Here is a 25978-nt window from a genome sequence, read left to right on the forward strand (position 1 = left end):
GCTACCCGGTAAAACCCCCGGATCCGGTACCCGACATGTTGAACCTGCATGGCACTCCTCCCTCGCCAAAGAAGTGCCAAAGGTTTGTGAACTTATGCATAGAATGATCCGAGATCATCTCTTTGCTTGCATAGTGCGATAGTAAATGAGGGAGCAGTCTGGGGCTTTGCCCGCTGCAGCGTTCCATATTTTGAAGATTGAACACCAACCGGGTTGTGGGCATGCTAGAGCAGTTGGCAAGCAGGGGGCGGACCCACCGGCGTTCTGATATCAAGAGGACTACCATCATGACCGGGAAATTAAAACGAGAAGTCGGTTTTTCGGGCCTGATTTTTGCGAGCCTGGGAGGTATCATCGGCTCCGGCTGGCTTTTTGGGCCTCTGAATGCGGCACAAATCGCCGGCCCGCTGAGTATTGGTTCGTGGATCATCGGCGCTGTCACCATTCTGCTCCTGGGGCTCACCTACGCCGAGGTCGGGCCGCTCTTTCCTCGCGCTGGCGCTGCCGCACACATTGCCAATGTAGTACATGGCGATCTGCTCGGCAAAATTTGGGCTTGGCTATTGTTCATGTTTTATATCGCCATCGCCCCGGTAGAGGTGGTGGCGGTGCTCACCTACGCCAACAACTATATTCCCGGCCTGCTACAAGGGAATACAGGCTTGTTGAGCGGCTTGGGCTTGCTCGCCGCAGTATTGCTACTGGGGGTGATGTTTCTACTCAACTTTCTGGGCATCCGACGGGTGGCTATGCTCTTTTCCGGCCTCGGCTGGTGGAAGTTGGCCATCCCCGTCCTCACCATCATCGTCCTGGTCAGTGCCAGTTACCATCCCGAAAATCTCCATGTACTGCATTGGAAGAGCAGCTTCCACGGGATGTTCGTAGCCGTGGCCTCCTCCGGCATCGTCTTCAGCTACTTGGGTTTTCGTCAAGCTATCGAGTTGGGGGGCGAAGCGAAGAATCCCGGGCGTCACATTCCAGGCGCGGTGATTGGCGCCATCGTCGTCGGTGCCATTATTTATGTAGGTCTGCAATGGGCCTTTCTCGTAGCCATGCCACCGGATCAGGTAGCGCAGGGTTGGCAGAAACTGAACTTTCCGGGCTTATTCGGACCCTTTGCGGCTATTGCCTCTCTGCTCGGAATTGGTTGGCTGGCGGTACTGATCTATGCCGATGCCCTGATTTCCCCTGGAGGCACTGCCTTGGTGTATGGCACTTCCGCCGCGCGAGCGGTGGTCGCCAATGGTGAAGTTGGTGCCGGTCCAAAGATCTTCACCAAAATTAGCCCCTCGGGCGTGCCTTGGGTGGGGGTGATTGTGGCTTACGGGATTGGCTGTCTCTACTTTCTGCCCTTTCCCTCTTGGCAGAAGCTCGTCGGTTTCATTACCACCATTTCCGTCATCACCTACGGTATTGGGCCGATCGTCCTCTTGCAGTTGCGCCGCTCCGTACCGGAGCTCAAGCGTCCCTTCCGCCTCTGGGCAGCTCCCGTCATTGCGCCAGCCGCTTTCATTATGTCTTCGCTGGTCGCCTTCTGGGGCGGCTTCCAAGCCCTGAGCTACATCTTTGGTGCCTTGTTTGCGGTACTGATCATCTACGGAATTCTGCGCCTCCTACGTGGTAAGGACTCGGGAATGTCCGGGTTCTACAACATCAGCTGGATTTTTCCGTACTTTATCGGTCTCTGGGTGCTTTCCTACTTTGGCCCCAAGGTCTTGGGTGGAATCGGCGATATCGGCTTTTTCTGGTCGATGCTCTGGGTGACCATACTCGCCCTGTTTTCCATGTTCTGGGCCTTACGAGTCACCGTTCCCGATGGTCGCGTTGCAGACTATTTTGCCGCCATGGAGAGAGAGGGAATTTCTCTGTAACGTCGGGTTTTGACAAAGAATGACACCACACAAGGCCCTCGCCAAATTTGGCGAGGGCCTTGCTACTGCACAGACTGCTCTTTGGGTCTAGAAATTTGCCGTCAAACTGACATAGAAGGTTCTCGGCTCTCCCGGTAAACCCACCAAATCACCCTTGGTGTTGGGACCATAGGTGCCGCCGCTACTGATGTACTCATAGCTATTGTAGCGATTACCAGCAACATTCAGCAGATCGACATCCACCCCCACGTTGCGGAAGTATGGCAAATGTAGAGGAATCTTGCTGTGCAAAGCCAGATTCAAGAGGGTATAGGCCGGTAGTTTTGCCGAAGGCGACGGCGACTTGGTAATACTATCGTAGAGCGCCTGCGGTCCAACATATTGGAGCCAAATTCGCGGTTCGAGCAAAATACCATGCACGAAGCTCTTCGTATAGGCACCAATATTGAAAGTACTATCCGGTACATTGGCAATGGGCAGACCATTATAATTTTTATCATGCACCTCGTAGTTGCTGAAATGCGCCTGCTGCAAGGACAAATTCCCAAACAGATGCAGCCAGTAGACTGGATTGTCGACGGCATAGAGGTTTACGCCTTCATAATCCGAAGTACCAAAGGCATTGATGACATCGCCATTGGCCAGGGTGATGGGTAGGTACTGATCCGAGAAGCGGGTAAAATACCAGTTGGCGCTGAACAGAAAATGATGCAAAAATCCCTGATGCCGGACATGCACCTTGAACCCTGCCTGATAATTTTGCCCTTTTTCCAAACTGAGAGAACTACCAGGAATGGCCTGGAAAGGACCACCGCCGCCGCCAAAGGCAGGAATCTGGTTGGCCTCACCGTAACTCGCAAAGAGAGCCAGATGAGACATGGGTCGCCAATTGATATTCACCGACGGCTCTACCGCGCTCAAACTACGTGAATCGGCAGGCAATTTTGCTTGATTTCCCTTGGGATAGAGTTTGCTCGCTTCCGGGAAAGTTTCGGTGGTGTAGGGAGTGTAGTTGAGTTGCCACTGCTCAACGCGTACCCCAGGGGTAATATCCAGGGTGGGGATGATGTGAATTCTATCCTGGAAGAACGCCGACAGATTCGTCACATCGAGAAAATTGCTGCGATACTTGTCGTTGGGAACGAAGCGATTGGCATTGTAGGGCGGATAGCTGCTGAAAAAGGCGTTCTTCGTATTATCTCTGCTCTTGATGAAGTACCCGCCAAAACCGATCTGATTGTAGGGCAAGTTACTATCAAACCAGAGCTTATCGCCATAGGTCGCGCTATGCGGATCGTTATACTCATTGGTATTAGGTGCACCAACGGCAAAAGAGGCATAGCGGTTGTGCAGGCGGTGTCCATAGCGATACCAAATGTCATTGTGCAAAATGGTTGCAGAACCAATATCGACATTCAACTTATTATAGAACATCCAGGTACTGTTGGAATCAATTTTATAGGGCGCAGCATTGTAGAAGCCTGAAGTCTGCTGACTATACAAGGGGCCGGGGATCGGTTTTCCGGTCTTGTCGTCAAAACCGTTGATGGTTGTCCCCGAGGCAGCATTCACCGGAATATCATACGGCTTGTAGGCGGAACCAGACGCTAGATAGGCACCAAAGCTGTCGTCCCCAGTATGGAACTCCTTGCGAACTTTGAAAAACCAAGCATAGCTGTGGCTGGGGAGCACCACGCCCGACGGGCTATAAAGGGTGGTGCCGGCCGGAACGCCCAGAAAGCTGTTTCCGCTACTGACGCCACCAGCAAGTATCGCCGAAAACCCATCGATATTGCCCGTACGAATGTCAAAATGAACATTCTTGAATTCATTACTGCCATATTCTATACCGACACTCGCACCGGGCTTGGCAGTAGGTTGGATCGGAACGAAATCGATACTACCACCGATATTGTTGAACCACCGATTTTGCGGGTTTCCCGGCCCGTAGGTCACATGGATCCCTTTGATGAGGGAGGGCTGGTTGACTTGGGGTGACTGCCAGAGTCCCGTGGCGGGGTTGTTCATCGGGATGCCATCAAACTCCACCGCAATACTGTGCGCCGCCTCGGAGCCCTTCGGATTTCCCCAGCCCTGCTTGATACCGTCGATACTGATCTGTGCCTTGGCAGCACCGGTTCCGTAGCTGGCAAGGACATTGACGCCGGGAGCATAACTCAGCATCTGTGCGCCACCCGCTGCTGGTCCCGCTGCCTCGATTTCGGCACGGCTCAATACTTTGCTGGAAATACCGGAGTGGAAGATCTCTTTTTGACTGGGTAAGAGCGGCGTGCGACCTGCAAAGGCAGATTGGGTGACGACATTATTTGCCACTTCGCCCACATTCACCGCTTGCTGCTGATGATGCTTGTGCTGATGCGGGGGTGTAGCGGTATCCGGGGCATCTTGGGCGCAAACAAAGGCGCTGTGCGACAGGGCGGCAGCCACGGCGAGCGAAAGCGCTCGCCAACGCGTTTTGCGAGGGGACATGAGAGTACTCCTGTAGTAGCGGTCGGTTAAACGTATGAATGTTTGTGAATGCTAGCAAAGGAGTGTTACGTTTTTATGAACAATTCATGACAAATTTATGATTTTTCAATTTTTTATATTTATGCCCAGATAAAATCCATAAGAAAATTTACCTTGGCAGAAGGCTTTCGGGAGCGCAGAATAAGAACACTTTGATGTCGGAAGAGGAGTGCTGCCCATGCGTATCCCGGTCAATATGCAACCCATCGAGCGCTGGTTGCGTCTCTATTTTGGCGTCATCCTGCTTGCCATCTATTTCATGAACCCCTTCCCGTACAAGGAGTGGACCTTCTCCGGGCTCTTATTGATCGCGACGGCAGCAAGTGGCTATTGCCCGATCTACGCCCTGCTGCGGCGCCGCGCTGGGCGTAATCCAGACCCTCAGAAATAATGCCAAGCCAGGCTAAGGGCCACCGTCCGTGGTGCCAGGGGATAGAAATTGGCACCGGCGTCGAGGGTGGGGCCGCCGGTGTTTACCAAGCCAATCGCTCGGCGATCCAACAGATTATAGACCCAAAGCTCGAGGCTCCAGCGCCCTTGGCTTTGCGACCAATCATAGCCGACATGGGCATCCGTTAGAAAATAGGCAGAAATGGGCTGACGATGCAGACTGTCGGCCCAACGCTGACCCAGGTAATGTTCCAAGAGACCGGCGTGCCAGTGCAGGTTGGCATATTCCACGGCTAAATTGGCCGTCCACAGGGGAGTATCCGGGGTTTGCAACCCAGCAACGGGTAGGGGCTCTGCGCCGGCAATGGTGAGGTCGCGCGCAAAAACGCTGCGGCTGTAACTTGCATTGCCTGCCAGCTGCCAACGTGGCGCCAGTTGCCACTGCGTGCTCAGGCTGGCACCGTAACTGCGCCCATCCCCCACATTTTGCGGATAGGTCAGGCCAGCCAGAGCATCGTATACGGGTACCGACTTATGGGCAAAAGTACCGTAGTAGAAGAGCCCCTCGACAAAACCGCGCGCACCAAACCAGCGCAGCGCCAGATCACCCTGATCATTGCGCTGTAGGCGTTGGGCGTTCCAAAGATTTTGCACCGACAGGCCGGCGCGCTGAAAGACAGCGGCATTCTGCTGATACGCCGGCCATAGATCGTAACCGGGATTGGCGACCGTACTGCCTGCCGATAGCCGCAAGAGCCAATCGGGGGCCAACAGCACCTGTGCCGCCGCATATGGTAGAAAAGCGCGCAAGGTAGGCCCCCGCACCGAGAGAGCCGGAACGGGTGTTGCCGTGCTGAGGGCCGCACTCAGCGCCGTGGCTTGGGTGCTTGCCGGGGCAAAGCTGGTAATACCGGGCAAGGTATCCCAAAGATAGCGCCCTCCGGCGCTCAGCGACCAGGGCCCGGCACGCCACTCTCCCTCACCGTACAGGGTGTGAACACGCTCGGGGCTGGCGCCTTTCCCTAGCTGCGACCAACGCAAAAAGCGCAAGCCACCAGCGGCGGTAGGGGCAAACAAGGCGCTGTTCAGCAAGGGATGCGGGGGATTTTTGGCGTCGAAAGCGTATCCCGCCGACCAATGCCAGTTTTGCAGATCTTTGCGCCAGCGTAGCTGCACCCCCCAGCGCCAAGTATCGATGGCAGAACGCTGGACCAACGGCTGGCCCGCGATGACGATGCCGCGCCAGTATTCGCCCGTCTCGCGCAATCCATAGGGAACAAGGGTCAGGCTACCCCAGTCTTGCAAAGACTGTTGCCAGGAGAGCAGTAGAGCATCGTCTTGAAAATGTTGGTGATTGTAACCCTGATAGAAGGCCGCCTGCGGCAGCGCTGGGTTGCTGCTGGGATCAGCGGCATAGGCCAACCGCGCAAAACGGTCGAGATCCTGACTCTGGGCAAAGGTCAGTGGCTGATAGTTGTCGGCCCGGTAGTCGTCATGCACGTAAAAGAGGCGAACGACGCCATCAGCATAGGGCTGCTGCCAACCCAATGCCACATTCGTGCGCCCTTGTGGGCTCGCACCCCAGCCACGCCACAGACCGGCACGCGTAAAGGAGCCAGAAAGGAATAGCGTCGAATCCCCAGGGAGTCGGGGACTGTCGTAACGCAGAAAACTGCGGGTAAACCCCTTGCTGCCGACACTCTGCTCCAGACTGATGCCCTGCTTTCCCGTAGGCCACCGCAGGCGACTATCGACTACCCCGGCCAAGCTGCCGGGGGCAAGGAGCGAGGGCGGCACCGCTCCGGCATAGAGCGTCTCGCCCCGGATATCGCCCTGATCCACCAACCACTGTCCGGGCCCCGGCACCCCGGCAATCAGGGGAATCCCCTCGAGGAGGTCGCCAGCACCGTGCTGCGCCGTTTCGCCACGTACCCGCAGGCCCTTGTTGGGACTCTGAATATTTGCCAAGCCGAGGGCGTCGGGCGCGTTGTAGGAAACCCCGGGCAGAAAGGCCAACGCCGCCTCGCCATTCGCGCCACCAGGCCCCGCCAAACGGGCAATCTGCGCCTGATCGAGATGATAAGCGGTGCTAGCACGAGCCGCCGCATGGCTGCCAAACAACTCCCGATCCTGACTATCGGCCTCCGTGCGCACGGCACCCAAATCTTCGCCAGGGGCCAGGGGCGGTAGAAACAGGCACAGCAACCCCAGAGACCAGACTCGACGCTTCATGGAGCTCCCTCTTTTTATGCAACTTGGTTGCAATATTAGGAAATCATCATCTGCGCTGCAAGAGGCTCGACAAGGGCGCCTGCGCCGCCTACTCTGAGGGTGCAAATTTCTCTTTCGTCAGGAGCGAATCATGGAACAGGTGGTGCTACATACCAATCATGGAGAAATCCATATAGCGCTGGATGCAGAAAAGGCGCCAAAAACCGTTGCAAACTTTCTGCAGTATGTGGATGAAGGCTTCTTTGACGGCACCATCTTCCATCGCGTGATTCCCGGCTTCATGATCCAGGGCGGGGGCTTTACCGAAAAGATGCAACAAAAGCCTACCGGTAACACCATCAAGAATGAGGCCGACAATGGCCTGAAGAACGAGCGTGGTACCCTCGCCATGGCGCGCACCAATGATCCCCACTCGGCAACGGCGCAGTTCTTCATCAATCTTACCGATAACGATTTTCTCAACTTCCGCTCTGCTTCGGGCAGCGGATGGGGCTATGCCGTCTTCGGCAAGGTCACCGCGGGCATGGACGTCGTCGATGCCATCGCCAAGGTGCCCACCGGTAACCACGGCATGCACCAGGACGTACCCAAGGAGGCAGTAATCATCGAGAAGGCCGAGCGCGTCGCCTAAAGCGTGCAGCCGGCACCGCCCGCCCTGGCCACGCGCCAGGGCGATCTCCTCTGCATCTCCGATCTGCACCTGGGGGTAGACAAGCCCGAGCTTACCACTCTTTTTTTGCAGTTTTGCGAAGAGATTCCCGCTGGCGTCAGTGATCTCTGCATCCTCGGCGACCTCTTCGATTTTTGGGTGCATCCTGCCCAGGCACAGGAGGAACCCCAGCAAACCGTCTTGCGGGCTCTGCAAGGACTGGTGCGTAAAGGTATGCGTGTCTGGGTAATGACCGGCAATCGCGACTTTGCTCTCGACGCTCGCACCCTACAGAATTTCGCGTTACGAGCCCTCGCAGACCCCACCCTGTTACCCGGCGGCATCGTCCTGACCCATGGTGACCTCCTGGTTACGGATGACCATGCCTACCTGCGCTTTCGACGGGTGATTCGCAATCCGCTCGTCCGCGCCCTGCTGCGCGCCCTGCCCTATTCAGCGCTGTTGGCGCTGGGCAAGAAGTTACGCCGCCGTAGCCAACGAGAACTACAAAAAAAGAGTACTGCCATGACCCAGGCAAGCCCTGCGGGAATTGTGGCGGCCTTGACCGGCACCGGGGTATTCCACTCTGCTCTAGCCCCCTATCGGACGCTCATCCACGGCCATACCCACCTGCCCATCGACGAGGAAATTCCTGATTTGCAGGCGCGCCGCTATGTACTCAGCGACTGGCAAGCAACGGGTGCCACGCTCCTGCTCTGCGCGCCCACAGGAAACTGCCGTCTCTGGCGGTACACGCCAGCGCCGCGCTAGGCGCGACGCTATACACTGCCGAAATCTGCCAGTATCATTTGCCCTTTGACGGCATTCCTCACCATCATGGCGCTCATCGTTCAAAAATTTGGCGGTACCTCCGTCGGTAGTATCGAAAGAATCCAGGCCGTAGCAGATCGGGTTATCGCCAGCCGTGCGGCCGGTCACGAGGTCGTCGTTGTGGTTTCGGCCATGTCTGGCGAGACCGATCGGCTCCTCAGGCTGGCCAAGGAAATCGACCCACACCCGCACCCGCGCGAGCTCGATGCCCTGCTCAGCACCGGCGAACAGGTAACCATTGCCTTGCTCGCCATGGCCTTGCAGCACAAAGGTCAATCGGCCGTTTCCCTTACTGGCGCGCAGGTGCCCATCGAGACCGACACCGCCCACAACAAGGCGCGCATCGAACGTATCGACGGTACTCGCCTGCGCAGCGCCCTGGCGGCGGGGCAGGTGGTCATCGTTGCAGGCTTCCAGGGTGTTACCGCGAGCGGCGACATTACCACCCTTGGTCGCGGCGGCTCCGACACCACCGCCGTCGCCCTGGCTGCCGCCCTGCAGGCCGATGAATGCGCCATCTACACCGATGTGGATGGCATCTATACCACCGATCCGCGCATAGAGAGCCGAGCGCGACGCCTCGATCGCATCACCTACGAGGAGATGCTCGAAATGGCCAGCCTCGGCGCCAAGGTGCTGCAAACGCGATCGGTAGAATTTGCCATGAATTACCGCGTGCCGGTACGGGTATTGTCTTCGTTCACGGACGGCCCCGGCACCCTCGTCACCAGTGAGGAAAACAATATGGAAGCTCCCCGCGTTTCGGGCATCGCCTTTTCCCGCAACGAAGCCAAGATCACCGTGGTGGCGGTACCCGATCGCCCGGGCATCGCCCATGCCATCCTCGGCCCGGTTTCGGCTGCCAACATCAATGTCGACGTCATCTTGCAGAACGTTTCGGAAGACGGCAAAACCGACTTCACCTTTACCGTCGAGCGCAATGACTTCGATCGTGCCCTGCAAATCTTGCGCGGGGTGGCTGCGGAACTCGGTGCCGCCGACGTACGCGGCGATACCGGCATCGTCAAAGTGTCGGTAGTCGGCGTGGGCATGCGCTCCCATGCCGGCATTGCCGCCAGTATGTTCGAGACCCTGGCCAAGGAAAACATCAACATCCAGATGATCTCTACTTCCGAGATCAAGATTTCTGTGGTCATCGCAGAAAAATACCTAGAGCTTGCCGTGCGCGCGCTGCACGCCGCTTTTGGTTTGGATGAGGTGGGTTCCTGATGGCACTCATGCAAAACTATGCTCGCCTCCCTGTCGCCTTCGTGCGCGGGGAGGGAGCTTGGCTCTACGACGAGTCCGGCAAGCGCTATCTCGACGCCCTTGCCGGCATTGCCGTTTGCGGCCTCGGTCATAGCCATCCGGCGGTAACCCGTGCCCTGCAAGAGCAAGCGGGCACGCTCCTGCACACGTCCAATCTGTACCAGGTTCCTCTGCAAGAAAAGCTAGCCGAACAGCTCTGTCGCCTGAGTGGGCTGGACGCGGCGTTCTTCTGCAACAGCGGTGCCGAGGCCAACGAAGCAGCCATCAAGCTGGCGCGCCTGCATGGTCACGCCCGCGGCATTGCCGAGCCGAAGATCCTGGTCTTTACCCAGTCCTTTCATGGGCGCACCTTGGCAACGCTTACCGCCACCGGCAACCGCAAGATCCAAGAAGGCTTTGCGCCCTTGGTGCCGGGCTTCGTCCGCGCCCCCTACGGCGATTTGGGCAGCGCTGCTGCCATCCTTGCCGCAGATCCGGCGGTCTGCGCGGTGCTGGTGGAGCCCATCCAGGGCGAAGGCGGCGTGCGCCCGGCCCCCGAAGGCTTCTTGCCGGGCTTACGTAAGCTCTGCGACCAACACCAAGCCCTGCTCCTCCTCGACGAAGTGCAAACCGGGATCGGACGCACCGGTACCTTTTTCGCCTATCAGCAGGAAGACTGTCTGCCCGATGTCTTGAGCCTTGCCAAGGGGCTTGGCAATGGGGTTCCCATTGGCGCGGTTCTTGCGCGAGCGCCGGCAGCGGCGCTGTTCTCTGCGGGTAAGCACGGCACCACTTTTGGCGGCGGCCCGCTGGTCTGTGCTGCCGCTTTAGCCGTCCTCGAGACCATGGAGCGGGAAAACATACCGGCCCATGCCGAAAAGATGGGAGCGGAGCTGCATGCCCTGCTGCAGCAATCCCTGGGCAAGCACCCCCAAGTCGAGGAAATTCGCGGAAGAGGCCTCATGGTCGGTGTCGTTCTCCGGGAAGCGCCACATAAACTAGTCGAGCGGGCCCTGGCCCAAGGCCTGTTGATCAACGTCACGGCCGAGCGCGTCATCCGTCTGCTGCCGCCGCTCATCTACGGTCCCGAGGAAGTGCGGCTGCTTGCCGCAAAACTCAGCGCCCTGCTGGAGGAGCAGCCATGAAGGCGCCCCGCCACTTCTTGCGCCTGCAAGATTTCAGCCGCCGGGAACTCGAGGCCCTCTTACATCGCGCGGCGGAACTCAAGCGCATGCAGCGCGCTGGGGAGTCCTACACGCCTCTAGCCCAGCGTACCTTGGCAATGGTCTTTGAAAAGTCCTCCACCCGCACCCGGGTTTCCTTTGAGACCGGTATGGCACAGCTAGGCGGTCATGCTCTCTTCCTTTCGCCGCGCGACACCCAACTGGGGCGCGGCGAAAGTATCGAAGATACCGCCCGGGTACTCTCGCGCATGGTCGACCTCATCATGATCCGCACCTTTTCCCACGCTGGGCTCGAGGCCTTTGCCCGCGCCAGCCGGGTGCCGGTCATCAACGGTCTGTCCGATGACCATCACCCCTGCCAGCTCCTGGCCGACCTACTCACCGCCCAGGAACTCTGGGGTAGCGTTACCGGTCGAACGGTGGCGTTCATTGGCGACGGCGCCAACAATATGGCCCGTTCGTGGATGGAAGCCGCCCAGCTCCTCGACTTTCAGTTGCAGATCGGAGCGCCGGAGGGCTTCCAACCTAGTGCCGCGGTACAGGCGGAACTCGGCGCGCGTACAAGAGTCTTCAGCAACGCCCAAGCGGCGGTGCAGAATGCCGATCTGGTGGTCACCGACGTCTGGACGAGCATGGGGCAAGAAGCAGAAAGTGCCGAGCGTCTTGCGCGCTTTGCCCCTTTCCAGGTAAACGCGGCCCTGATGGCACAGGCGAAACCCGGGGCAGTATTCATGCACTGTCTGCCCGCGCATCGCGGCGAGGAAGTCAGTGCCGAGGTCATCGACGGCCCCCATTCCCTCGTCTGGGAAGAGGCAGAAAATCGACTGCACGCGCAAAAGGCCGTGCTGGAATTCCTTGCGGGCTTTGGGCCCGTGGCCAAATCAGGAGTCTGAACATGGTAAAGAAAGTAGTACTCGCCTACTCCGGCGGTCTCGATACTTCGGTCATCCTCAAGTGGCTGCAAGACCAGTATCAATGTGACGTCGTCACCTTCACTGCCGACATCGGCCAAGGCGAGGAGCTCGAGCCAGCGCGGCGCAAGGCGGCACAGCTCGGGGCCAAGGAAATCTTTATCGATGACCTGCGCCAGGAATTTGTGCGCGACTATGTCTTTCCCATGTTCCGCGCCAACACTCTGTACGAAGGCGAGTATTTGCTCGGCACCTCCATTGCGCGGCCGCTGATCGCCAAGCGCATGGTCGAGATTGCCGCCGAAGTCGGGGCCGACGCCGTTGCCCATGGCGCCACCGGCAAGGGAAACGACCAGGTGCGCTTCGAGCTCGGCGCCTACGCCCTCGACCCCAAGATTCGGGTGATTGCCCCCTGGCGGGAATGGGACCTGAACTCCCGGGAAAAGCTCCTGCAATATGCCGAAAAGCATGGCATCCCGATTGAACGGCATGGCCAGAAATCGCCTTACTCCATGGATGCCAACCTGCTCCATATCTCTTATGAGGGCGGGATCCTCGAAGACCCTTGGGCCGAGGCCGAGGAATCCATGTGGCGCTGGACGACGGCGCCGGAAAAGGCCCCAGACCAGCCTCGCTACATCGAAATCCAATTTGTCCATGGCGATCCGATTGCCGTTGACGGCGAGGCCCTGCAGCCGGCGGCGCTGCTGGCGCATCTCAACACCATCGGCGGCGCCCATGGCGTCGGCCGCCTCGACATCGTCGAAAACCGCTATGTAGGGATGAAATCTCGCGGCTGCTACGAGACCCCCGGCGGTACCATCCTGCTACGCGCCCACCGCGCCATCGAGTCCATCACCCTCGACCGCGAGGCAGCGCATCTCAAGGATGAGCTCATGCCCCGCTATGCCAGCATCATCTACAACGGTTATTGGTGGAGCCCTGAGCGGCGCGCCCTACAGGCCCTCATCGACCAAACCCAGCGTCTGGTCAACGGCATCGTTCGTCTCAAGCTCTACAAGGGCTCCTGCACCGTGGTGGGTCGTAAATCGGAGCAGAGCCTGTTCGATCCGCGCATCGCCACCTTCGAGGACGATGCTGGCGCCTACCGGCAGGCCGATGCCGAGGGCTTCATCAAGCTCAACGCTCTGCGCCTGCGTATCGAGAAACGCCTACAAGGCTAGGAGTGCCCATGCGAATCCTCCACACCATGCTCCGGGTGCGCGACCTCGAGCGCTCCCTGGCCTTCTATACCGAAATTTTGGGTATGCGCGTGCTGCGGCGCAAAGACTACCCCGAGGGCAAATTTACCCTGGCTTTCGTCGGTTTTGAGGAAGAGGACCGCGGCGCCGTCATCGAGCTCACCTACAACTGGGGCGAGCATGAATATGAGCTCGGCACTGCTTTTGGTCACATTGCCATCGAGGTCGAAGACGCCGCTGCCACCTGCGCCGAAATTCGCGCCCAAGGCGGCAAAGTGGTGCGCGAAGCGGGTCCAATGAAACACGGCAGCACGGTTATCGCCTTTATCGAGGATCCCGACGGCTACCGCATCGAGCTCATCGAGCGCAAAAGCCGGCAGGACTGAAGCGTCACTGCGGCCATAGGGCGTTGCCCATCTCCGCCAGATACGCCGCATGGGCGGCTTCCTCTTCCGCCGAGGCGGTGATCACCCGCAACTTCCCCTGCGGTCGTAGCGTCGGGCGCGGAGCTGAACGCTGCTCTGCAACGCTCGTCGGGCTATTTTCTTGCAGTCCGATGTCCACCTGCCCACCGGTCATGGCCAAATACACTTCCGCTAGTAGCTCGCAGTCAAGGAGTGCGCCGTGCAGGCTACGCTGGCTGTTGTCTACAAAAAAACGCCGGCACAAGGTATTGAGATCGTTTTTTTGCCCGGGAAAGCGTCGCCGCGCCTCGGTCAATGAGTCGAAGACAGGATTTTGCAGGGCTGGGCGCCCCAGGCGCTGCAATTCCGCCTTCAGAAAACCCAGATCAAACGGCGCATTGTGGATGATCAACTCCGCATCACCAAGGTAGGCAAGAAATGCCTCTACCTGCTCGGCAAAGAGGGGCTTATCGGCCAGAAAATCGTCCGTCAGACCATGGACGCGCACTGCCTCGGGATCACAAGGGCGCTCAGGGTTGAGATACACGTGAAAATTGTTTCCCGTACATCGTCGGTCGACGATCTCCACTGCACCGATTTCGATGATGCGATGCCCCTGCGCCGGATCGAGGCCCGTGGTCTCGGTATCTAATACGATCTGTCTCATAACCAACCTTCTCCCTCTACTTCCTGCGGCACCCCGGCGTGATGGTCCAGAACGCGATTGATCAGCGCATCGACAGCCTCATTCTCTGCATCACCCGCGTGGCCACGCACCCATTCCCACTCGATGCGATGCAATGCCGCCAGGTGCTGCAAGCGTTGCCACAAATCGACATTTTTCACCGTGCTACCGCCAGCTGCGCGCCATCCGCGTCGCTGCCAGCCCGGCAGCCATTCGGTCATCCCCTTGATGAGATACTGGGAGTCCGAGCGTAGCAATACGGCACTTGGCCGTTTGAGTGCCAAAAGTCCATGCAACGCGGCCCCTAACTCCATGCGATTGTTGGTGGTTTGCGGCGCGTAGCCCCAGAGTACGCGCTCGCGCGCGCCCAGGCGCAGCCACGCGCCCCAGGCACCGGGTCCGGGGTTACCTCGGCAGGCACCATCGGTGATCAAACGTACTACCGCCTCATTCATCCACCGCCCCCATCCTTCTCGGCCTGGACGAAACGCATCCCGGCCGGCGCGGTACTCAGCTTGGGCACAAATTTCTGTTTTTTCCGCGGAATCATGCCAACCATGGTTGGCGCACTCTCGCGTTTTTGCGCGAGCAAAATGTAGGCGTTTGCCCCAGCCGGCCACCAACGATCGCCAACCAGCTCCATCCACTGCGCACTGCGCCCCAAACCTGGAAAGGTATACTGAAAGTAGCGCCCTTGGCGCAGGCAAAAACCGAGCTCTTCCAGGTACCGACGCAGTTGGGGCAAAGGGAGGAAGGGTTGGCGCCAAGGCCAGTTGCGATCGCGGCGCCACAGGTGCCAGCGCCGCAACATCCCCAAACTACCGCTGGGATTGAAGTCCATGATCAAGATATGCCCTTCGGGTCGAAGCACCCGCCAGCACTCCTCAAGAATTTGCCGGGCATCCGGCATGCGCGTCAAACAAAAAGGCACAATCACCAAATCGAAACGCATTGGAGCAAAAGGCAAGGCATCGCAGCGACCATAGACCTGCAGGTATCCCTCCGCCGAACAAACATAGCCGTCATTGAGGAGAATCCAATCTTTCTGCAGAGGAGGAGGGCTCCAAAACACTGGTTGGCCCAATTGCAGAACCGTATCGGCGGGCAGGCGCTCGATCCACGGCGGCAGAATGGATGCTGCCCGCTCGAGTAATAAACGACCACTGCGGCCGAGCCACCACTGTGCCGCCCGCCGCTGGCGCAGGGAAGAACGCGGGACCCCCCTAGGCATGAGGAACGGCTTGTGCTCTGATCATAGGCCCATGGTACCCTGACTTGGAGCGGTAGCCCATATGCTCACCCTCATTCCAGCATTTACCGACAACTATATTTACCTTGTCGATACCCAGCGCGGTCTCTGGATCGTCGACCCCGGCGATGCCGCTCCCGTACTGTCCTACCTTGAAGACAAGCAACTACAGCCGAGCGCCATTCTCTGTACCCACCACCATGGTGATCATGTCGGTGGTGTCGCGACCCTACAGGCGCGCTACGGCATACCCGTGTACGGCCATGGAACGCGAATCCCATGCCTCACCCACGCCTTGACCGAGGGTAGTGTCGCAATTGATGGCATACGGCTGGAGGTACTCGAGATTCCTGGCCATACCCTGGATCATATCGCCTTCTACTGGGAAGATTTGCTCTTCTGCGGCGATACGCTCTTTGCCGCCGGCTGTGGCCGCATCTTTGAAGGCAATCCGGCAATGATGTTTGCCAGTTTGCAAAAACTGGCCAGCTTACCGAAAGAAACGCGGGTCTGCTGTGCCCACGAGTATACCCAAAGCAATCTGCGCTTTGCCGCCGCCGTCGAGCCGCACAACCCAGCCGTCACCGAGCGCCAGCAAAAAGTCGATGGCCTGCGCCGCGCCGGGCAGCCCAGTTTACCCAGCCACTTAGGGGAAGAACTCGCGAGCAACCCGTTTTTACGCTGTCAGCAAGAAAGCGTCATCGCCGCCGCTTGCGAGCATGGCGCTACTGATCGCTCGCCAACGGCGGTTTTTGCCGCCCTGCGGCAGTGGAAGGATCATTTTCCATAGCCACGCACCCGCATCAGGCCGGGAGCAGTATCCACTCGAGCCGTTGCTGCCAAGAGCGCGCATAGATCCTTTGCACATCTGCGGCCGAGATGGAACGTAACTGTTCGAGCATCTCCGCATCGCTGCGCAGGGCGCCGCCCTGGGCGACCTGACGCAGGCGGCGAGCCAGACGAGTTTCCAAATCTTCCTGGCCCAAGAGCCACTGCTTGCGCAGCCCCTCCCGACTCCAGCGCATTTCCTCTGCCGTCGGCCCCACTGCCGCCAAATCACTCAGAATTTCGGCAATGGCGCGGCCGGCCTCGCGATGTTTGCGCCGGGGCACCGCGGCATACAGACTCCATTCTCCCGTATCACTGAGCGCCTCCAACTGCGAATAGGTCTGGTAGGCCAAACCGCGGCGCTCCCGCAGCTCCTGAAACAAACGCGAGGCCATTCCCGCGCCGAGAATGTGGTTGGCAAAGAGCTCCGCTAGGTGATCTCCTGCCCCAAAAGCCGAGGCCGCTGCCATCCATAGCAAGTGCGCCTGGCGCGCCTGCGCATTGCGTTGTTGCCGTTGTATCCCAAGCTGTGGTGATGGCGTCCTATCCCGCGGCGGCGTGGCGCGCGGCGCGAGCTCGCCAAAACGCTTCTCTACCTGCCGCAGCAGTGTTTCGCCATCCACCGCACCCACGGCTGCCACCAGGATGGGGGCCGTGGCAAGGTAAGCGCCATGAAAGGCGCGCAGTCGGGCAGCGCTTGCACGGCGCACTATCGATGCCTTGCCGAGCACCGGCCAACCCAAGGCATGATCGCCCCAAAAAGCTGCTGCCACTCGCTCATGGAGGTGATCCTCGAGATCCTCGGCAGCCATGGCGATTTCCTGCGCCACCACTGCCCGCTCCAGGGCAAGATCACTCGTCTGGAGGCGCGGACGGAGCAGTAGATCGGCGAGGAGATCGAGGCCCTGGGCCAAGTCTTCTTCGAGCACTGTTAGGTGCAGGGTGATGGATTCGCGATCGGTAAAGGCGTTGAGGGTACCACCCAGCGCCTCTCCCAAGCGGTTGATCTCGGCGGCGCCATATTCGCCCGCGCCCTTGAAGAGCATGTGCTCGAGCAAGTGGGCAAAGCCATTTTCATGGGGCTTTTGATGACGACTACCGCGCAGGGCGGTAACCGCAAGGGCGACTTGCCGACGACCGGGCACACGCTCGCCAAGAATGCGGACGCCGTTGGCAAGTTGCTGCAGGGAGATGGAGTCATTCATTCCCGGCCCCTCGCAACAGCAGCTGGCGGCCAAGGGATAGGCGGCAGGAAAAGCAAGCTCAGGATTGCGGAATGTCCTTCATACTGAGCTTGATCTTACCCTGTCGGTCGACCTCAAGGACCTTGACACGAACGGTCTGCCCCTCCTTGAGGTAATCGTGCACGTCGTTGACGCGCTCAGCGCTGATCTGAGAAATGTGCAAGAGCCCGTCGCGGCCCGGTAGAATGGTCACAAAGGCGCCAAAATCCATGATCTTGGCCACCTTGCCATCGTAGATCACACCCACTTCTACGTCTGCCGTGAGTAGCTCAATACGACGCTTCGCTGCCTCGCCGGAGGCACCATCCACCGAAGCGATGGTCACCGTGCCATCATCCTGGATATCCACCGTGGCGCCGGTCTCTTCCGTAAGAGCGCGAATGATCTTGCCGCCCGGCCCAATGACATCGCGGATACGATCCGGATTGATGCGAATGGTGATGATCCGTGGAGCATGCTGCGACAGTGTCTTGCGCGCTTCGACCAGTACTTCGTGCATCAAAGCGAGGATATGCAAACGCCCAGCCTTCGCCTGCTCCAGGGCCTGGGCCATGATCTCACGGGTAATGCCCTGGATCTTGATATCCATCTGTAGCGCGGTCACGCCACTTTCCGTGCCGGCAACCTTGAAATCCATATCGCCGAGATGATCTTCATCGCCGAGGATGTCGGTGAGGACCGCGAAGCGCTCGCCCTCCTTGATGAGGCCCATGGCAACACCCGCCACCGGTGCGCGCAACGGCACGCCGGCATCCATGAGAGCCAAAGAAGCACCGCAAACCGTCGCCATACTCGACGAACCGTTAGACTCGAGGATTTCGGAAACCACGCGCAAACTGTAGGGAAACTCCGACTCCGGCGGCAGCACTGCGGCAATGGCACGCTTGGCCAAGCGTCCGTGCCCAATCTCCCGGCGCTTGGGGGAGCCAACCACGCCGGTCTCACCGGTGGAAAAGGGCGGGAAGTTGTAGTGCAACAGGAAGCGATCTCGGGTTTCGCCATGGAGCGCATCGATAATCTGCTCGTCGCTTTTGGTGCCCAAGGTCGTCGTGACCAGAGCCTGGGTCTCTCCCCGGGTAAAGAGCGCAGAACCGTGGGTGCGCGGCAGCACACCCACTTCGATACTGATCGGACGCACGGTGAAACGATCCCGACCATCGATGCGCGGCGCGCCATCCAACACGCGCCCACGCACGATTGCCGTCTCGATGGACTTGATTTCCCGATGGACGGCATCGGCGCGGGTCGCATCGCCCTCCGCCAGCTTGGCGAGCAGCTCCGCGCGAATCTCTTCCAAGCGCTTGCTACGCGCCTGCTTTTCCACCAGGGCGTAAGCCTCCCGCAGGAGGGGCTCGGCGTGCTCGCGCACCATCGCCTGCAACGCCGCATCGTGCGCTGGCGCGACCCAATCCCAGCGGGCCTTGCCGGCTTCCCTTGCGAGTTCGGTAATGGTTGCGATCACCGGCTGGAAACTCCGATGCCCAAACATTACCGCTTCCAGCATGATCTCTTCACTGAGCCCCTTGGCCTCGGACTCCACCATCAACACGGCAGACTCCGTTCCCGCCACCACCAAGTCTAGCTCCGACTCTTGTAGCAACGCATAGCTGGGGTTGAGAAGATACTCACCATTTCGGTACCCCACCCGCGCCGCGCCGATTGGACCATCAAATGGAATACCGGAGATGGCGAGGGCCGCCGAAGTGCCAATCATGGCCAGGATATCTGGGTCTTGCTCGCCGTCTACCGAGAGCACGGTGGCAATCACCTGCACCTCGTGCATGAAACCTTTGGGGAAAAGCGGACGAATGGGACGGTCGATGAGACGTGAGGTGAGAGTCTCTTTCTCGGAGGGACGCCCTTCGCGCTTGAAAAAGCCGCCGGGAATCCTGCCTGCCGCATAGGTCTTCTCTTGATAGTTCACCGTCAGCGGGAAAAAGTCTTGTCCGGGTTTCAGGTCCCGCCGCCCGACGGCAGTCACCAGTACAACACAATCTCCACTACTGACCAACACCGCGCCGTCCGCTTGGCGAGCCATCCGTCCCGTTTCCAGGACCAATTTGTGGCCCCCAAACTCTACTTCTTTGCGCACGATGTTCAAGAGACTTCTCCTCGACGATGATGGATTACTTCCGCAGGCCCAGGCGCTCGATCAGGGAGCGATAGCGCTCAAAATCACTCTTCTTGAGGTAATCCAGAAGCTTGCGCCGCTGCCCGACCATCTTCAGCAGGCCCTGGCGAGAATGGTGGTCATGATGGTGGACCTTGAAGTGCTCAGAAAGGCCTTCAATACGAGTGGTCAACAGAGCAACCTGCACTTCCGGCGAGCCGGTGTCGCCGGGATGCGTGGCATAGGCCTTCACCACGTCGGATTTGATTTCACGAGTCAGGGACATCTCTTTACTTCTCCTACGCAATCCATTGAGAAAATATCGCTAGTTTACGCCCATCAGACGGCGCGGCGCTACCTTGCCATCCTCCATCACTTCACCCAACCCCAGAAACTGCGCCTGAGGACCATATAGGCGAATTCGTCCCGGCGGTGGTGCATGGGCAATCACCACCCCCTGTCCTTGCCGAACATAATGCGCGGTATTTTCGGTCAACGTCACCGCCGGCAAATCCTGCAATGCCAAGTCCATCGCCTGCAAAGGACAGCGTTCTTCTGCCACCGCCGCACTCAATTCGTCGAGGGTATAAGCCGCGTCGAGGCAAAAACTGCCCGACCGCATACGGCGTAGTTCGGCAATATGCGCGCCGCAACCGAGCATGCGTCCCAGATCCTGCGCCAAGCTGCGCACATACGTGCCTTTGGAACAATGGATATCGAGCACCAACTCGTCATTCTGCCAAGACAAGGGCTCCAAGGCATAGATTTCGACCATGCGCGCCTCGCGCGGTACCTCCACTCCTTTACGTGCCAAACGATACAAGGGCTGTCCATCGCGCTTGATCGCCGAATACATGGGCGGGATCTGGGCAATACGTCCACGGAGTCGAGCGAGAGCCGCGTCGAGCTGCCCTTGGTCGAAATCGGGACGAGCCTGGAAGGTCACTTCTCCCTCTCGGTCACCGGTGTTGGTCTCCTGCCCTAGGCGCAAGGTACAGCGATACCATTTGTCGGAATTGAGCAAGTAGTCGGCAACCTTGGTCGCCTGGCCAAAGAGCAGAATCAGCAGACCCGTGGCGAAGGGGTCGAGGGTACCGCTGTGCCCGGCCTTGCGCACACCGAGGATACGCTTGGCCCGCTGCAAAGCGGCATTGGAACTGATACCCATGGGTTTATCGAGCAACAAGATCCCATCGCTGCAACGGCTCATCCTTCCCCCTCCTCGGGCGCTGGCGGAAGCTGAGCAAGTAGAGCCGACATCTCTGCATCGTGGTCAAAGCGCGGGTCATAGGCAAACTGCAGCGGTGGGATGCGCCGCAGATGCAGGCGCTTACCGAGAATCTGCCGGATTTCCCCCGCCACGTCTTGCAGCCGTGCCTGCACGAGTGCCGCCCGTTCGGGACCATCCATCAGGGAAAACAAGATGGTGGCTTGACGCAAATCCGCAGCCAAGCGCACCTCGGTGATACTTGGCAGCAATCCGACTCCCGTCAGTCCGTGCAAGTGCGGCAACAGACCGGCGATCTCGCTTTGCAAGAGATGCGCAATCCGCTCACTGCGGGGATAACTACGTTGCTGTGCCACGTGCATGAACTCGACGCCTTACAAAGTCCGTGCGACTTCGAACGTCTCGAAGGCCTCGATTACATCACCGACCTTGATGTCGTTGAAGTTACGCACGCCGATGCCGCACTCAAAACCCTCGCGAACCTCGCGGGCATCGTCCTTGAAACGACGCAGGGAGTCCAATTCGCCGGTGTGGATCACCACTTCTTGCCGAATTATCCGTACCTTGGCGTTGCGTCGCACGACACCATCAGTGACCATGCAGCCAGCAATCGTGCCCACTCGTGGCACGCGGAAGGTTTCGCGGACCTGCGCATGGCCAAGGATCTGTTCTCGGATCTCCGGCGCCAACATACCGGTCATGGCAGCTTTCACTTCGTCTACGGCATCGTAAATGACGCTGTGATAGCGCACGTCGATCCCACTTTGTTCAATCAACCGTCGTGCCTGCGCCTCCGCGCGGACATTGAAACCGATGATGACGGCACGAGAGGCCACCGCCAGGTTGACATCGGACTCGGTAATACCGCCAACGCCAGAGTGGATGACCCGCACCCGCACGTCATTGGTGCTGAGACCCTCGAGCGTGCTGCGCAGCGCCTCCGCAGAACCCTGCACATCGGTCTTGATGAGCAAGTACAGCTGCTGCACCTCGCCCTCGCTGGCCGCCTCAAAGAGACTTTCCAAACTACCCTTCGCGCTCTTGGCCAAACGCACATCACGAAACTTTCCTTGGCGGAACAAAGCAACCTCTCGAGCCTTACGCTCATCCGCCATCACCAAGACCTCATCCCCCGCCTGGGGCACGTCACTCAAACCGAGGATCTCTGCAGGCAACCCCGGGCCAACCTCCTCGACCTGCGCACCCGTATCATCCACCAAGGCCCGCACACGGCCATACTGGGCGCCCGCCAGTACCGTATCGCCGGCGCGCAACGTTCCCTGGCGAACGAGAACGGTGGCCACGGCACCGCGGCCCCGATCCAAACGCGACTCGATCACCAGCCCCTTGGCCGGGCCATTGACCTGCACTTCGAGATCGAGCATCTCCGCCTGCAGCAGGATGGCATCGAGGAGGTCATCGATATGCAAACCGGTCTTTGCCGAGACATGCACAAACTGGGTGTCGCCACCCCACTCCTCCGGGAGTACCTCATGCTGCGCCAACTCTTGACGGATGCGATCAAAGTCCACACCGGGTTTGTCGATCTTGTTCACCGCCACCACGATCGGCACGTTGGCCGCTTTGGCGTGATGGATGGCTTCGATAGTCTGCGGCATCACCCCATCGTCGGCAGCCACCACGAGGACGACGATGTCGGTCGCCTGCGCCCCCCGCGCGCGCATGGCCGTAAATGCTTCGTGACCAGGTGTATCGAGGAAGGTGATTACCCCTTTGGGGGTCTCCACATGGTACGCGCCAATGTGCTGGGTAATACCGCCGGCCTCGCCGCTCGCCACCTGTGTGGAGCGAATGCGGTCCAGTAGTGATGTCTTACCATGATCGACATGTCCCATTACCGTGACCACGGGCGGACGTCGCGCCATGATTGCGGCTTCCGGGGAGGCATCCTCCTCCAGGAAGGCTTCGGGGCTGGCGACCGTGACCATCTTCACCTTATGACCCATTTCCTCGACGACGATCGCGGCGGTGTCTTGGTCGATCACTTGATTGATCGTAGCCACCACCCCCATTTTAAACATTGCCTTGACCAGCTCGCTGGATTTTACCGCCATACGGCTTGCCAACTCGGCAACCGTTATCGTTTCCGGAATCGCTACCTCGCGAATCACCGGCGCAGCACTGAATTCTCCGCCCGCGGGAGTGCTCACCTTTTTTTCATTACGCCGACGGCGAAGGACAACATTCTCGCTGCCACGCTCCGCTTTGCGGCCAGAGCGCCGACCACGCCAATCCTCCTCATCCCGACGCCCGGGCGCCGCCTTCTTTTTTCCAGCCGGCGCCGCACTTGCCGGCACCGGTGCTGCGGGACGCGCGACGCTACCGGGTGTAACACGCGGCGCCGCCAGGCTTTTTTCCCCGCCAGAACGCCGGCGATCGGCGGGCGTGTCGGCACGCTCCTCAGGATGTGCGGGTTCGAGCACTGCCGCTTCACTCACATCGATCTTCTCGGAATCCGCGACGGAGGCCTGGACCGGCTCCTCACTGGTCTGCGCGGCGCTGCTCTCTACGGGAGTTTGACTCTCTGGCAATGCATCTACCGCGGTTGTAGACACTTCGGCAACAGTAGGAGCCTCGTCCGCTGGCACTTCCGCTGCTTTCGATGTCTCAACGCTCGGTTCCTCACTGGCAGCCTCAGGCTGCAGTGCCTCGCGCTTCACGTAGGTGCGCTTGCGTCGCACCTCGACCTGCACCGTACGCGATTTGCCGGCACCAACATTCTGCTTGATCTCGCTGGTACTGGTACGATTGAGAGTAATCCGTTGCGGCGTAGCCTTATCCAACGAACCCCGCAAAAAACCAAGCAGCTTCTGCTTGTCCTCTTCCGTTACCGTATCTTGCGCTGTCCGTTTGGCAATGCCTGCCGCCTGAAACTGCTCTAACAAGCGTTCATTCGTCAAATGCAGTTCTTTGGCAAAACCCGCAACTGTAACCGTCATACTCCGTTATCCCTCCACTCGCCGCCGTACCAACCTTGGCCCTGTCCGACTATCCGTCACGAAAACCAAGGCGCACGCGCTGCCATGATCAGGGACTTGGCACGATCGGCATCGATCGTCACCATTTCCTCCAATTCATCAATAGCCAAATCCGCCAACTCTTCTGCAGTCACGATGCCCTTTGCCGCCAACTGGTGCGCCAAGGCCTCATCCATCCCCGGCAACTGCAGCAAATCTTCCGCTGGCTCGCTCAGGTGCACCTGCTCCTCTTGGGCAATCGCCTTGCTCAATAGTCGATCACGAGCCCGACGCCGCAGCTCCGTCACCAAGTCTTCATTCAACCCTTCGATTTCCAACATTTCGGCGACCGGTACATAGGCCACCTCTTCCAACGAAGTGAAGCCCTCATGGACCAAAAGAAGAGCCAAGTCGGCGTCGATTCCCAACTCCTGAATAAATTCCTGCTGGAAACGCGCATCCTCCTCCTCCCGCTTCTGGCGAGCTTCCTCCTGGGTAAGGATGTTTATGGTCCAGCCCGTGAGTTGACTGGCTAGGCGAACATTCTGTCCACCGCGGCCAATGGCCAAAGACAGCTGATCTTCGTCAACGACAACGTCCATACTGTGCGTATTTTCATCGACGATGATGCTCGAGACCTCTGCGGGTGAAAGGGCATTGATCACGTAGGTGGCAGGGTCCGCCGACCAAACGATAATGTCCACACGCTCACCGCGCAGCTCGTTGACGACGGTTTGCACGCGATTGCCGCGCATCCCCACGCAGGCCCCAACCGGATCGACCCGCGGCTCATTAGAGCGCACAGCCATTTTCGCGCGTAACCCAGGATCGCGAGCAGCACCCATGAGCTCGATCATACCGTTGGCAATCTCTGGAACCTCTTGGGCAAATAGTTTGAGCAGCAACTCCGGTGCGGTACGCGACAGAAAGAGTTGTGGGCCCTTCTGGACCCGACGCACCTCTTTCAGATAAGCACGAACACGATCGCCTGAACGTATCGCCTCGCGCGGAATCATCTCCTCGCGGGGTAACACCGCTTCGGCGCGGCCCATATCGACAATGGCGTTCCCCTTATCCATACGCTTGACGACGCCACTGATGATCTCTCCCTGGCGGAACGCGAAATCGGCAACGATCCGATCCCGCTCAGCGTCTCGCACCCGCTGAAAAATCACCTGCTTGGCACTCTGTGCAGCAATTCGGCCAAACTCTACTGCCTGCAACTCCTCACATATCTTTTGACCAATCGCCGCCGTAGGATCCTTGGCAAGGGCCTCGCTCAAATGTAACTGTTGATCGGGAATCTCTTTTTCTTCGTCATCGGGGATCACCGTCCACCAGCGCTTGGTGAGATATTCTCCAGTCTTGCGATCGAGTTCGACGCTGATATCCCAATCCTGGCCGTACTTTTTCTTGGAAGCGGAGACCAAGGACGCCTCTAGGGCCTGAAAGATCACTTCCCGGTCTACTTCCTTTTCGTGTGCGACAGCATCGGCAAGATATAGAAGTTCTCGACTCATCCCATCATTCCCTCAAGCAAGACCCTCACCACTGCGGCACCAGTTTGGCTCGCCGAATGGTACTAAAAAAAAACCGCCTCTCTCCGAGTTCAGTTGCCAAAGTAGCCGACTCCGCATCGGCACTGTGCAAAGTTCCACGCCAACGCTTGCGACCTTCGACCATGGCATGCAGCTCCAAATCCACCTCTGCGCCCAGAAAACGCTGATAATCCGCAGGACGAACCAGGGGTCGATCCAGCCCCGGACTCGAAACCTCCAAGCGGTACGCTCCCTGAATGGGGTTCTCGACGTCCAGCCAAACACTGAGTTGACGGCTAGCGGCAACGCAGTCGTCAATGTTGACGCCACCCTCCTTGTCGATGAACACCTGCAGAGTCACCTGGCGACCAGAGCGCAGCATGCGCGCATCTACCAACTCGCAGCCTACCGCGCCTACCTGTGTTTCGATCCCTTCTAACAGTCGATTTTCCAAGACGAGCAACCTTTCAGAAACAAAAAGTGGGCACTCGGCCCACTTTTTGCGCGATTGTACGCAGCACTGCAGAAAAAGACAACCCCAGCGCTCATGGCTGGGGTTGATTGGATAGGAGTCTGGCGGTGACCGACTTTCGCGGGGGGAGTCCCCCCACTATCATAGGCGCTGCAGCGTTTCACGGTCCTGTTCGGGATGGGAAGGGGTGGTTCC

General features: G+C 59.0%; 23 protein-coding genes and 1 rRNA gene. 10 read left to right on the forward strand and 14 right to left on the reverse strand.

The annotated features are described in order from the left end of the window. The first annotated feature begins 287 nt into the window (after positions 1-287). Positions 288-1871, forward strand: coding sequence for an APC family permease (locus RTI30_RS05110; protein ID WP_312262626.1), 1584 nt, complete (start codon positions 288-290; stop codon positions 1869-1871). Positions 1872-1958: 87 nt separating this feature from the next. Here the strand turns inward: RTI30_RS05110 and RTI30_RS05115 are convergent, their stop codons facing one another. After that, the gene (locus tag RTI30_RS05115) at positions 1959-4361 is read right to left on the reverse strand and encodes a TonB-dependent receptor domain-containing protein (protein ID WP_312262627.1); all 2403 of its coding nucleotides are present in this window, start codon (positions 4359-4361) and stop codon (positions 1959-1961) included. Positions 4362-4578: 217 nt separating this feature from the next. Here RTI30_RS05115 and RTI30_RS05120 point away from each other — a divergent pair, with 217 nt between their 5' ends. Beyond that, a complete protein-coding gene (locus tag RTI30_RS05120; protein WP_312262628.1) occupies positions 4579-4791 on the forward strand; it encodes a DUF2892 domain-containing protein in 213 nt (70 codons plus the stop codon). Here the strand turns inward: RTI30_RS05120 and RTI30_RS05125 are convergent. After that, positions 4782-7022, reverse strand: a complete 2241-nt coding sequence (locus tag RTI30_RS05125) for a TonB-dependent receptor domain-containing protein (protein ID WP_312262629.1) — start codon at positions 7020-7022, stop codon at positions 4782-4784. The two genes, RTI30_RS05120 and RTI30_RS05125, sit on opposite strands and share 10 nt — an antisense overlap. Before the next feature lie 130 nt (positions 7023-7152). On the opposite strand from RTI30_RS05125, the gene RTI30_RS05130 reads away from it, so the two are divergent. The 7 genes from RTI30_RS05130 (at position 7153) to gloA (ending at position 13433) form a co-directional block, all read left to right on the forward strand. Further along, positions 7153-7653, forward strand: coding sequence for a peptidylprolyl isomerase (locus tag RTI30_RS05130; protein WP_312262630.1), 501 nt, complete (start codon positions 7153-7155; stop codon positions 7651-7653). A gap of 3 nt (positions 7654-7656) precedes the next feature. Then, entirely contained in the window at positions 7657-8442 is a 786-nt protein-coding gene (locus RTI30_RS05135; RefSeq protein WP_312262631.1) for a UDP-2,3-diacylglucosamine diphosphatase, read from the forward strand. A gap of 66 nt (positions 8443-8508) precedes the next feature. Further along, complete coding sequence (locus RTI30_RS05140) at positions 8509-9732, forward strand: aspartate kinase (protein WP_312262632.1); 1224 nt, start codon at positions 8509-8511, stop codon at positions 9730-9732. Further along, positions 9732-10895 carry an aspartate aminotransferase family protein gene (locus tag RTI30_RS05145; protein ID WP_312262633.1) on the forward strand — a complete coding sequence of 388 codons (1164 nt, stop codon included), beginning with the start codon at positions 9732-9734 and terminating at the stop codon, positions 10893-10895. Before RTI30_RS05140 ends, RTI30_RS05145 begins: the two co-directional genes overlap by 1 nt. Further along, positions 10892-11827, forward strand: a complete 936-nt coding sequence (gene argF, locus RTI30_RS05150; protein ID WP_312262634.1) for an ornithine carbamoyltransferase — start codon at positions 10892-10894, stop codon at positions 11825-11827. Before RTI30_RS05145 ends, argF begins: the two co-directional genes overlap by 4 nt. A gap of 2 nt (positions 11828-11829) precedes the next feature. Then, complete coding sequence (locus RTI30_RS05155; protein WP_312262635.1) at positions 11830-13029, forward strand: argininosuccinate synthase; 1200 nt, start codon at positions 11830-11832, stop codon at positions 13027-13029. A gap of 8 nt (positions 13030-13037) precedes the next feature. Further along, complete coding sequence (gene gloA, locus RTI30_RS05160) at positions 13038-13433, forward strand: lactoylglutathione lyase (RefSeq protein ID WP_312262636.1); 396 nt, start codon at positions 13038-13040, stop codon at positions 13431-13433. A 4-nt stretch (positions 13434-13437) separates the two neighbouring features. Here gloA and dnaQ read toward each other — a convergent pair whose 3' ends face one another. From dnaQ to RTI30_RS05175, 3 genes are read right to left on the reverse strand one after another with little or no spacing between them, the layout of a single operon-like run. Further along, positions 13438-14118, reverse strand: a complete 681-nt coding sequence (gene dnaQ / locus RTI30_RS05165; RefSeq protein WP_312262637.1) for a DNA polymerase III subunit epsilon — start codon at positions 14116-14118, stop codon at positions 13438-13440. Beyond that, on the reverse strand, positions 14115-14591 hold the full coding sequence (gene rnhA / locus RTI30_RS05170; RefSeq protein WP_312262638.1) for a ribonuclease HI: 477 nt from the start codon (positions 14589-14591) through the stop codon (positions 14115-14117). Before rnhA ends, dnaQ begins: the two co-directional genes overlap by 4 nt. Further along, positions 14588-15367: a methyltransferase domain-containing protein gene (locus RTI30_RS05175; protein ID WP_312262639.1), complete on the reverse strand. Its 780-nt coding sequence runs from the start codon at positions 15365-15367 to the stop codon at positions 14588-14590. The genes rnhA and RTI30_RS05175 overlap by 4 nt, the downstream gene beginning before the upstream one ends. Positions 15368-15428: 61 nt before the next feature. Between RTI30_RS05175 and gloB the strand changes: the two genes are divergently transcribed. Continuing rightward, on the forward strand, positions 15429-16175 hold the full coding sequence (gene gloB / locus RTI30_RS05180) for a hydroxyacylglutathione hydrolase (RefSeq protein WP_312262640.1): 747 nt from the start codon (positions 15429-15431) through the stop codon (positions 16173-16175). Between the two features lie 13 nt (positions 16176-16188). Here gloB and RTI30_RS05185 read toward each other — a convergent pair whose 3' ends face one another. The 9 genes from RTI30_RS05185 to rrf all read right to left on the reverse strand — a co-directional run. Then, positions 16189-17418, reverse strand: coding sequence for a pitrilysin family protein (locus RTI30_RS05185; protein WP_312262641.1), 1230 nt, complete (start codon positions 17416-17418; stop codon positions 16189-16191). 58 nt (positions 17419-17476) lie between these two features. Continuing rightward, positions 17477-19558, reverse strand: a complete 2082-nt coding sequence (gene pnp / locus RTI30_RS05190; protein WP_312262642.1) for a polyribonucleotide nucleotidyltransferase — start codon at positions 19556-19558, stop codon at positions 17477-17479. Positions 19559-19583: 25 nt separating this feature from the next. Further along, the gene (gene rpsO / locus RTI30_RS05195) at positions 19584-19853 is read right to left on the reverse strand and encodes a 30S ribosomal protein S15 (protein WP_312262643.1); all 270 of its coding nucleotides are present in this window, start codon (positions 19851-19853) and stop codon (positions 19584-19586) included. Positions 19854-19892: 39 nt separating this feature from the next. After that, a complete protein-coding gene (truB, locus tag RTI30_RS05200; protein WP_312262644.1) occupies positions 19893-20777 on the reverse strand; it encodes a tRNA pseudouridine(55) synthase TruB in 885 nt (294 codons plus the stop codon). Continuing rightward, a complete protein-coding gene (locus RTI30_RS05205; protein WP_312262645.1) occupies positions 20774-21157 on the reverse strand; it encodes a ribosome-binding factor A in 384 nt (127 codons plus the stop codon). Before RTI30_RS05205 ends, truB begins: the two co-directional genes overlap by 4 nt. Positions 21158-21169: 12 nt before the next feature. After that, entirely contained in the window at positions 21170-23755 is a 2586-nt protein-coding gene (infB, locus tag RTI30_RS05210) for a translation initiation factor IF-2 (protein ID WP_312262646.1), read from the reverse strand. Between the two features lie 56 nt (positions 23756-23811). Continuing rightward, positions 23812-25293 (reverse strand): transcription termination factor NusA, encoded by a 1482-nt coding sequence (nusA, locus tag RTI30_RS05215; RefSeq protein ID WP_312262647.1) that lies wholly within the window; start codon positions 25291-25293, stop codon positions 23812-23814. A 25-nt stretch (positions 25294-25318) separates the two neighbouring features. Then, entirely contained in the window at positions 25319-25765 is a 447-nt protein-coding gene (gene rimP, locus RTI30_RS05220) for a ribosome maturation factor RimP (RefSeq protein WP_312262648.1), read from the reverse strand. 117 nt (positions 25766-25882) lie between these two features. Continuing rightward, positions 25883-25978 (reverse strand): 5S ribosomal RNA (gene rrf / locus RTI30_RS05225); the annotation flags it as partial.

This window comes from Candidatus Igneacidithiobacillus taiwanensis, from assembly GCF_031962545.1.
Lineage (GTDB): Bacteria > Pseudomonadota > Gammaproteobacteria > Acidithiobacillales > Acidithiobacillaceae > Igneacidithiobacillus > Igneacidithiobacillus taiwanensis.

Coding starts and splice junctions, on each gene's coding strand:
- nusA (WP_312262647.1), bottom strand. CDS start 25,293: ATGAGTCGAGAACTTCTATATCTTGCCGATGCTGTCGCACACGAAAAG.
- RTI30_RS05140 (WP_312262632.1), top strand. CDS start 8,509: ATGGCGCTCATCGTTCAAAAATTTGGCGGTACCTCCGTCGGTAGTATC.
- truB (WP_312262644.1), bottom strand. CDS start 20,777: ATGAGCCGTTGCAGCGATGGGATCTTGTTGCTCGATAAACCCATGGGT.
- argF (WP_312262634.1), top strand. CDS start 10,892: ATGAAGGCGCCCCGCCACTTCTTGCGCCTGCAAGATTTCAGCCGCCGG.
- RTI30_RS05110 (WP_312262626.1), top strand. CDS start 288: ATGACCGGGAAATTAAAACGAGAAGTCGGTTTTTCGGGCCTGATTTTT.
- rnhA (WP_312262638.1), bottom strand. CDS start 14,591: ATGAATGAGGCGGTAGTACGTTTGATCACCGATGGTGCCTGCCGAGGT.
- RTI30_RS05175 (WP_312262639.1), bottom strand. CDS start 15,367: ATGCCTAGGGGGGTCCCGCGTTCTTCCCTGCGCCAGCGGCGGGCGGCA.
- dnaQ (WP_312262637.1), bottom strand. CDS start 14,118: ATGAGACAGATCGTATTAGATACCGAGACCACGGGCCTCGATCCGGCG.
- RTI30_RS05125 (WP_312262629.1), bottom strand. CDS start 7,022: ATGAAGCGTCGAGTCTGGTCTCTGGGGTTGCTGTGCCTGTTTCTACCG.
- gloA (WP_312262636.1), top strand. CDS start 13,038: ATGCGAATCCTCCACACCATGCTCCGGGTGCGCGACCTCGAGCGCTCC.
- RTI30_RS05145 (WP_312262633.1), top strand. CDS start 9,732: ATGGCACTCATGCAAAACTATGCTCGCCTCCCTGTCGCCTTCGTGCGC.
- RTI30_RS05120 (WP_312262628.1), top strand. CDS start 4,579: ATGCGTATCCCGGTCAATATGCAACCCATCGAGCGCTGGTTGCGTCTC.
- RTI30_RS05205 (WP_312262645.1), bottom strand. CDS start 21,157: ATGCACGTGGCACAGCAACGTAGTTATCCCCGCAGTGAGCGGATTGCG.
- RTI30_RS05155 (WP_312262635.1), top strand. CDS start 11,830: ATGGTAAAGAAAGTAGTACTCGCCTACTCCGGCGGTCTCGATACTTCG.
- gloB (WP_312262640.1), top strand. CDS start 15,429: ATGCTCACCCTCATTCCAGCATTTACCGACAACTATATTTACCTTGTC.
- RTI30_RS05185 (WP_312262641.1), bottom strand. CDS start 17,418: ATGAATGACTCCATCTCCCTGCAGCAACTTGCCAACGGCGTCCGCATT.
- rpsO (WP_312262643.1), bottom strand. CDS start 19,853: ATGTCCCTGACTCGTGAAATCAAATCCGACGTGGTGAAGGCCTATGCC.
- infB (WP_312262646.1), bottom strand. CDS start 23,755: ATGACGGTTACAGTTGCGGGTTTTGCCAAAGAACTGCATTTGACGAAT.
- RTI30_RS05130 (WP_312262630.1), top strand. CDS start 7,153: ATGGAACAGGTGGTGCTACATACCAATCATGGAGAAATCCATATAGCG.
- RTI30_RS05115 (WP_312262627.1), bottom strand. CDS start 4,361: ATGTCCCCTCGCAAAACGCGTTGGCGAGCGCTTTCGCTCGCCGTGGCT.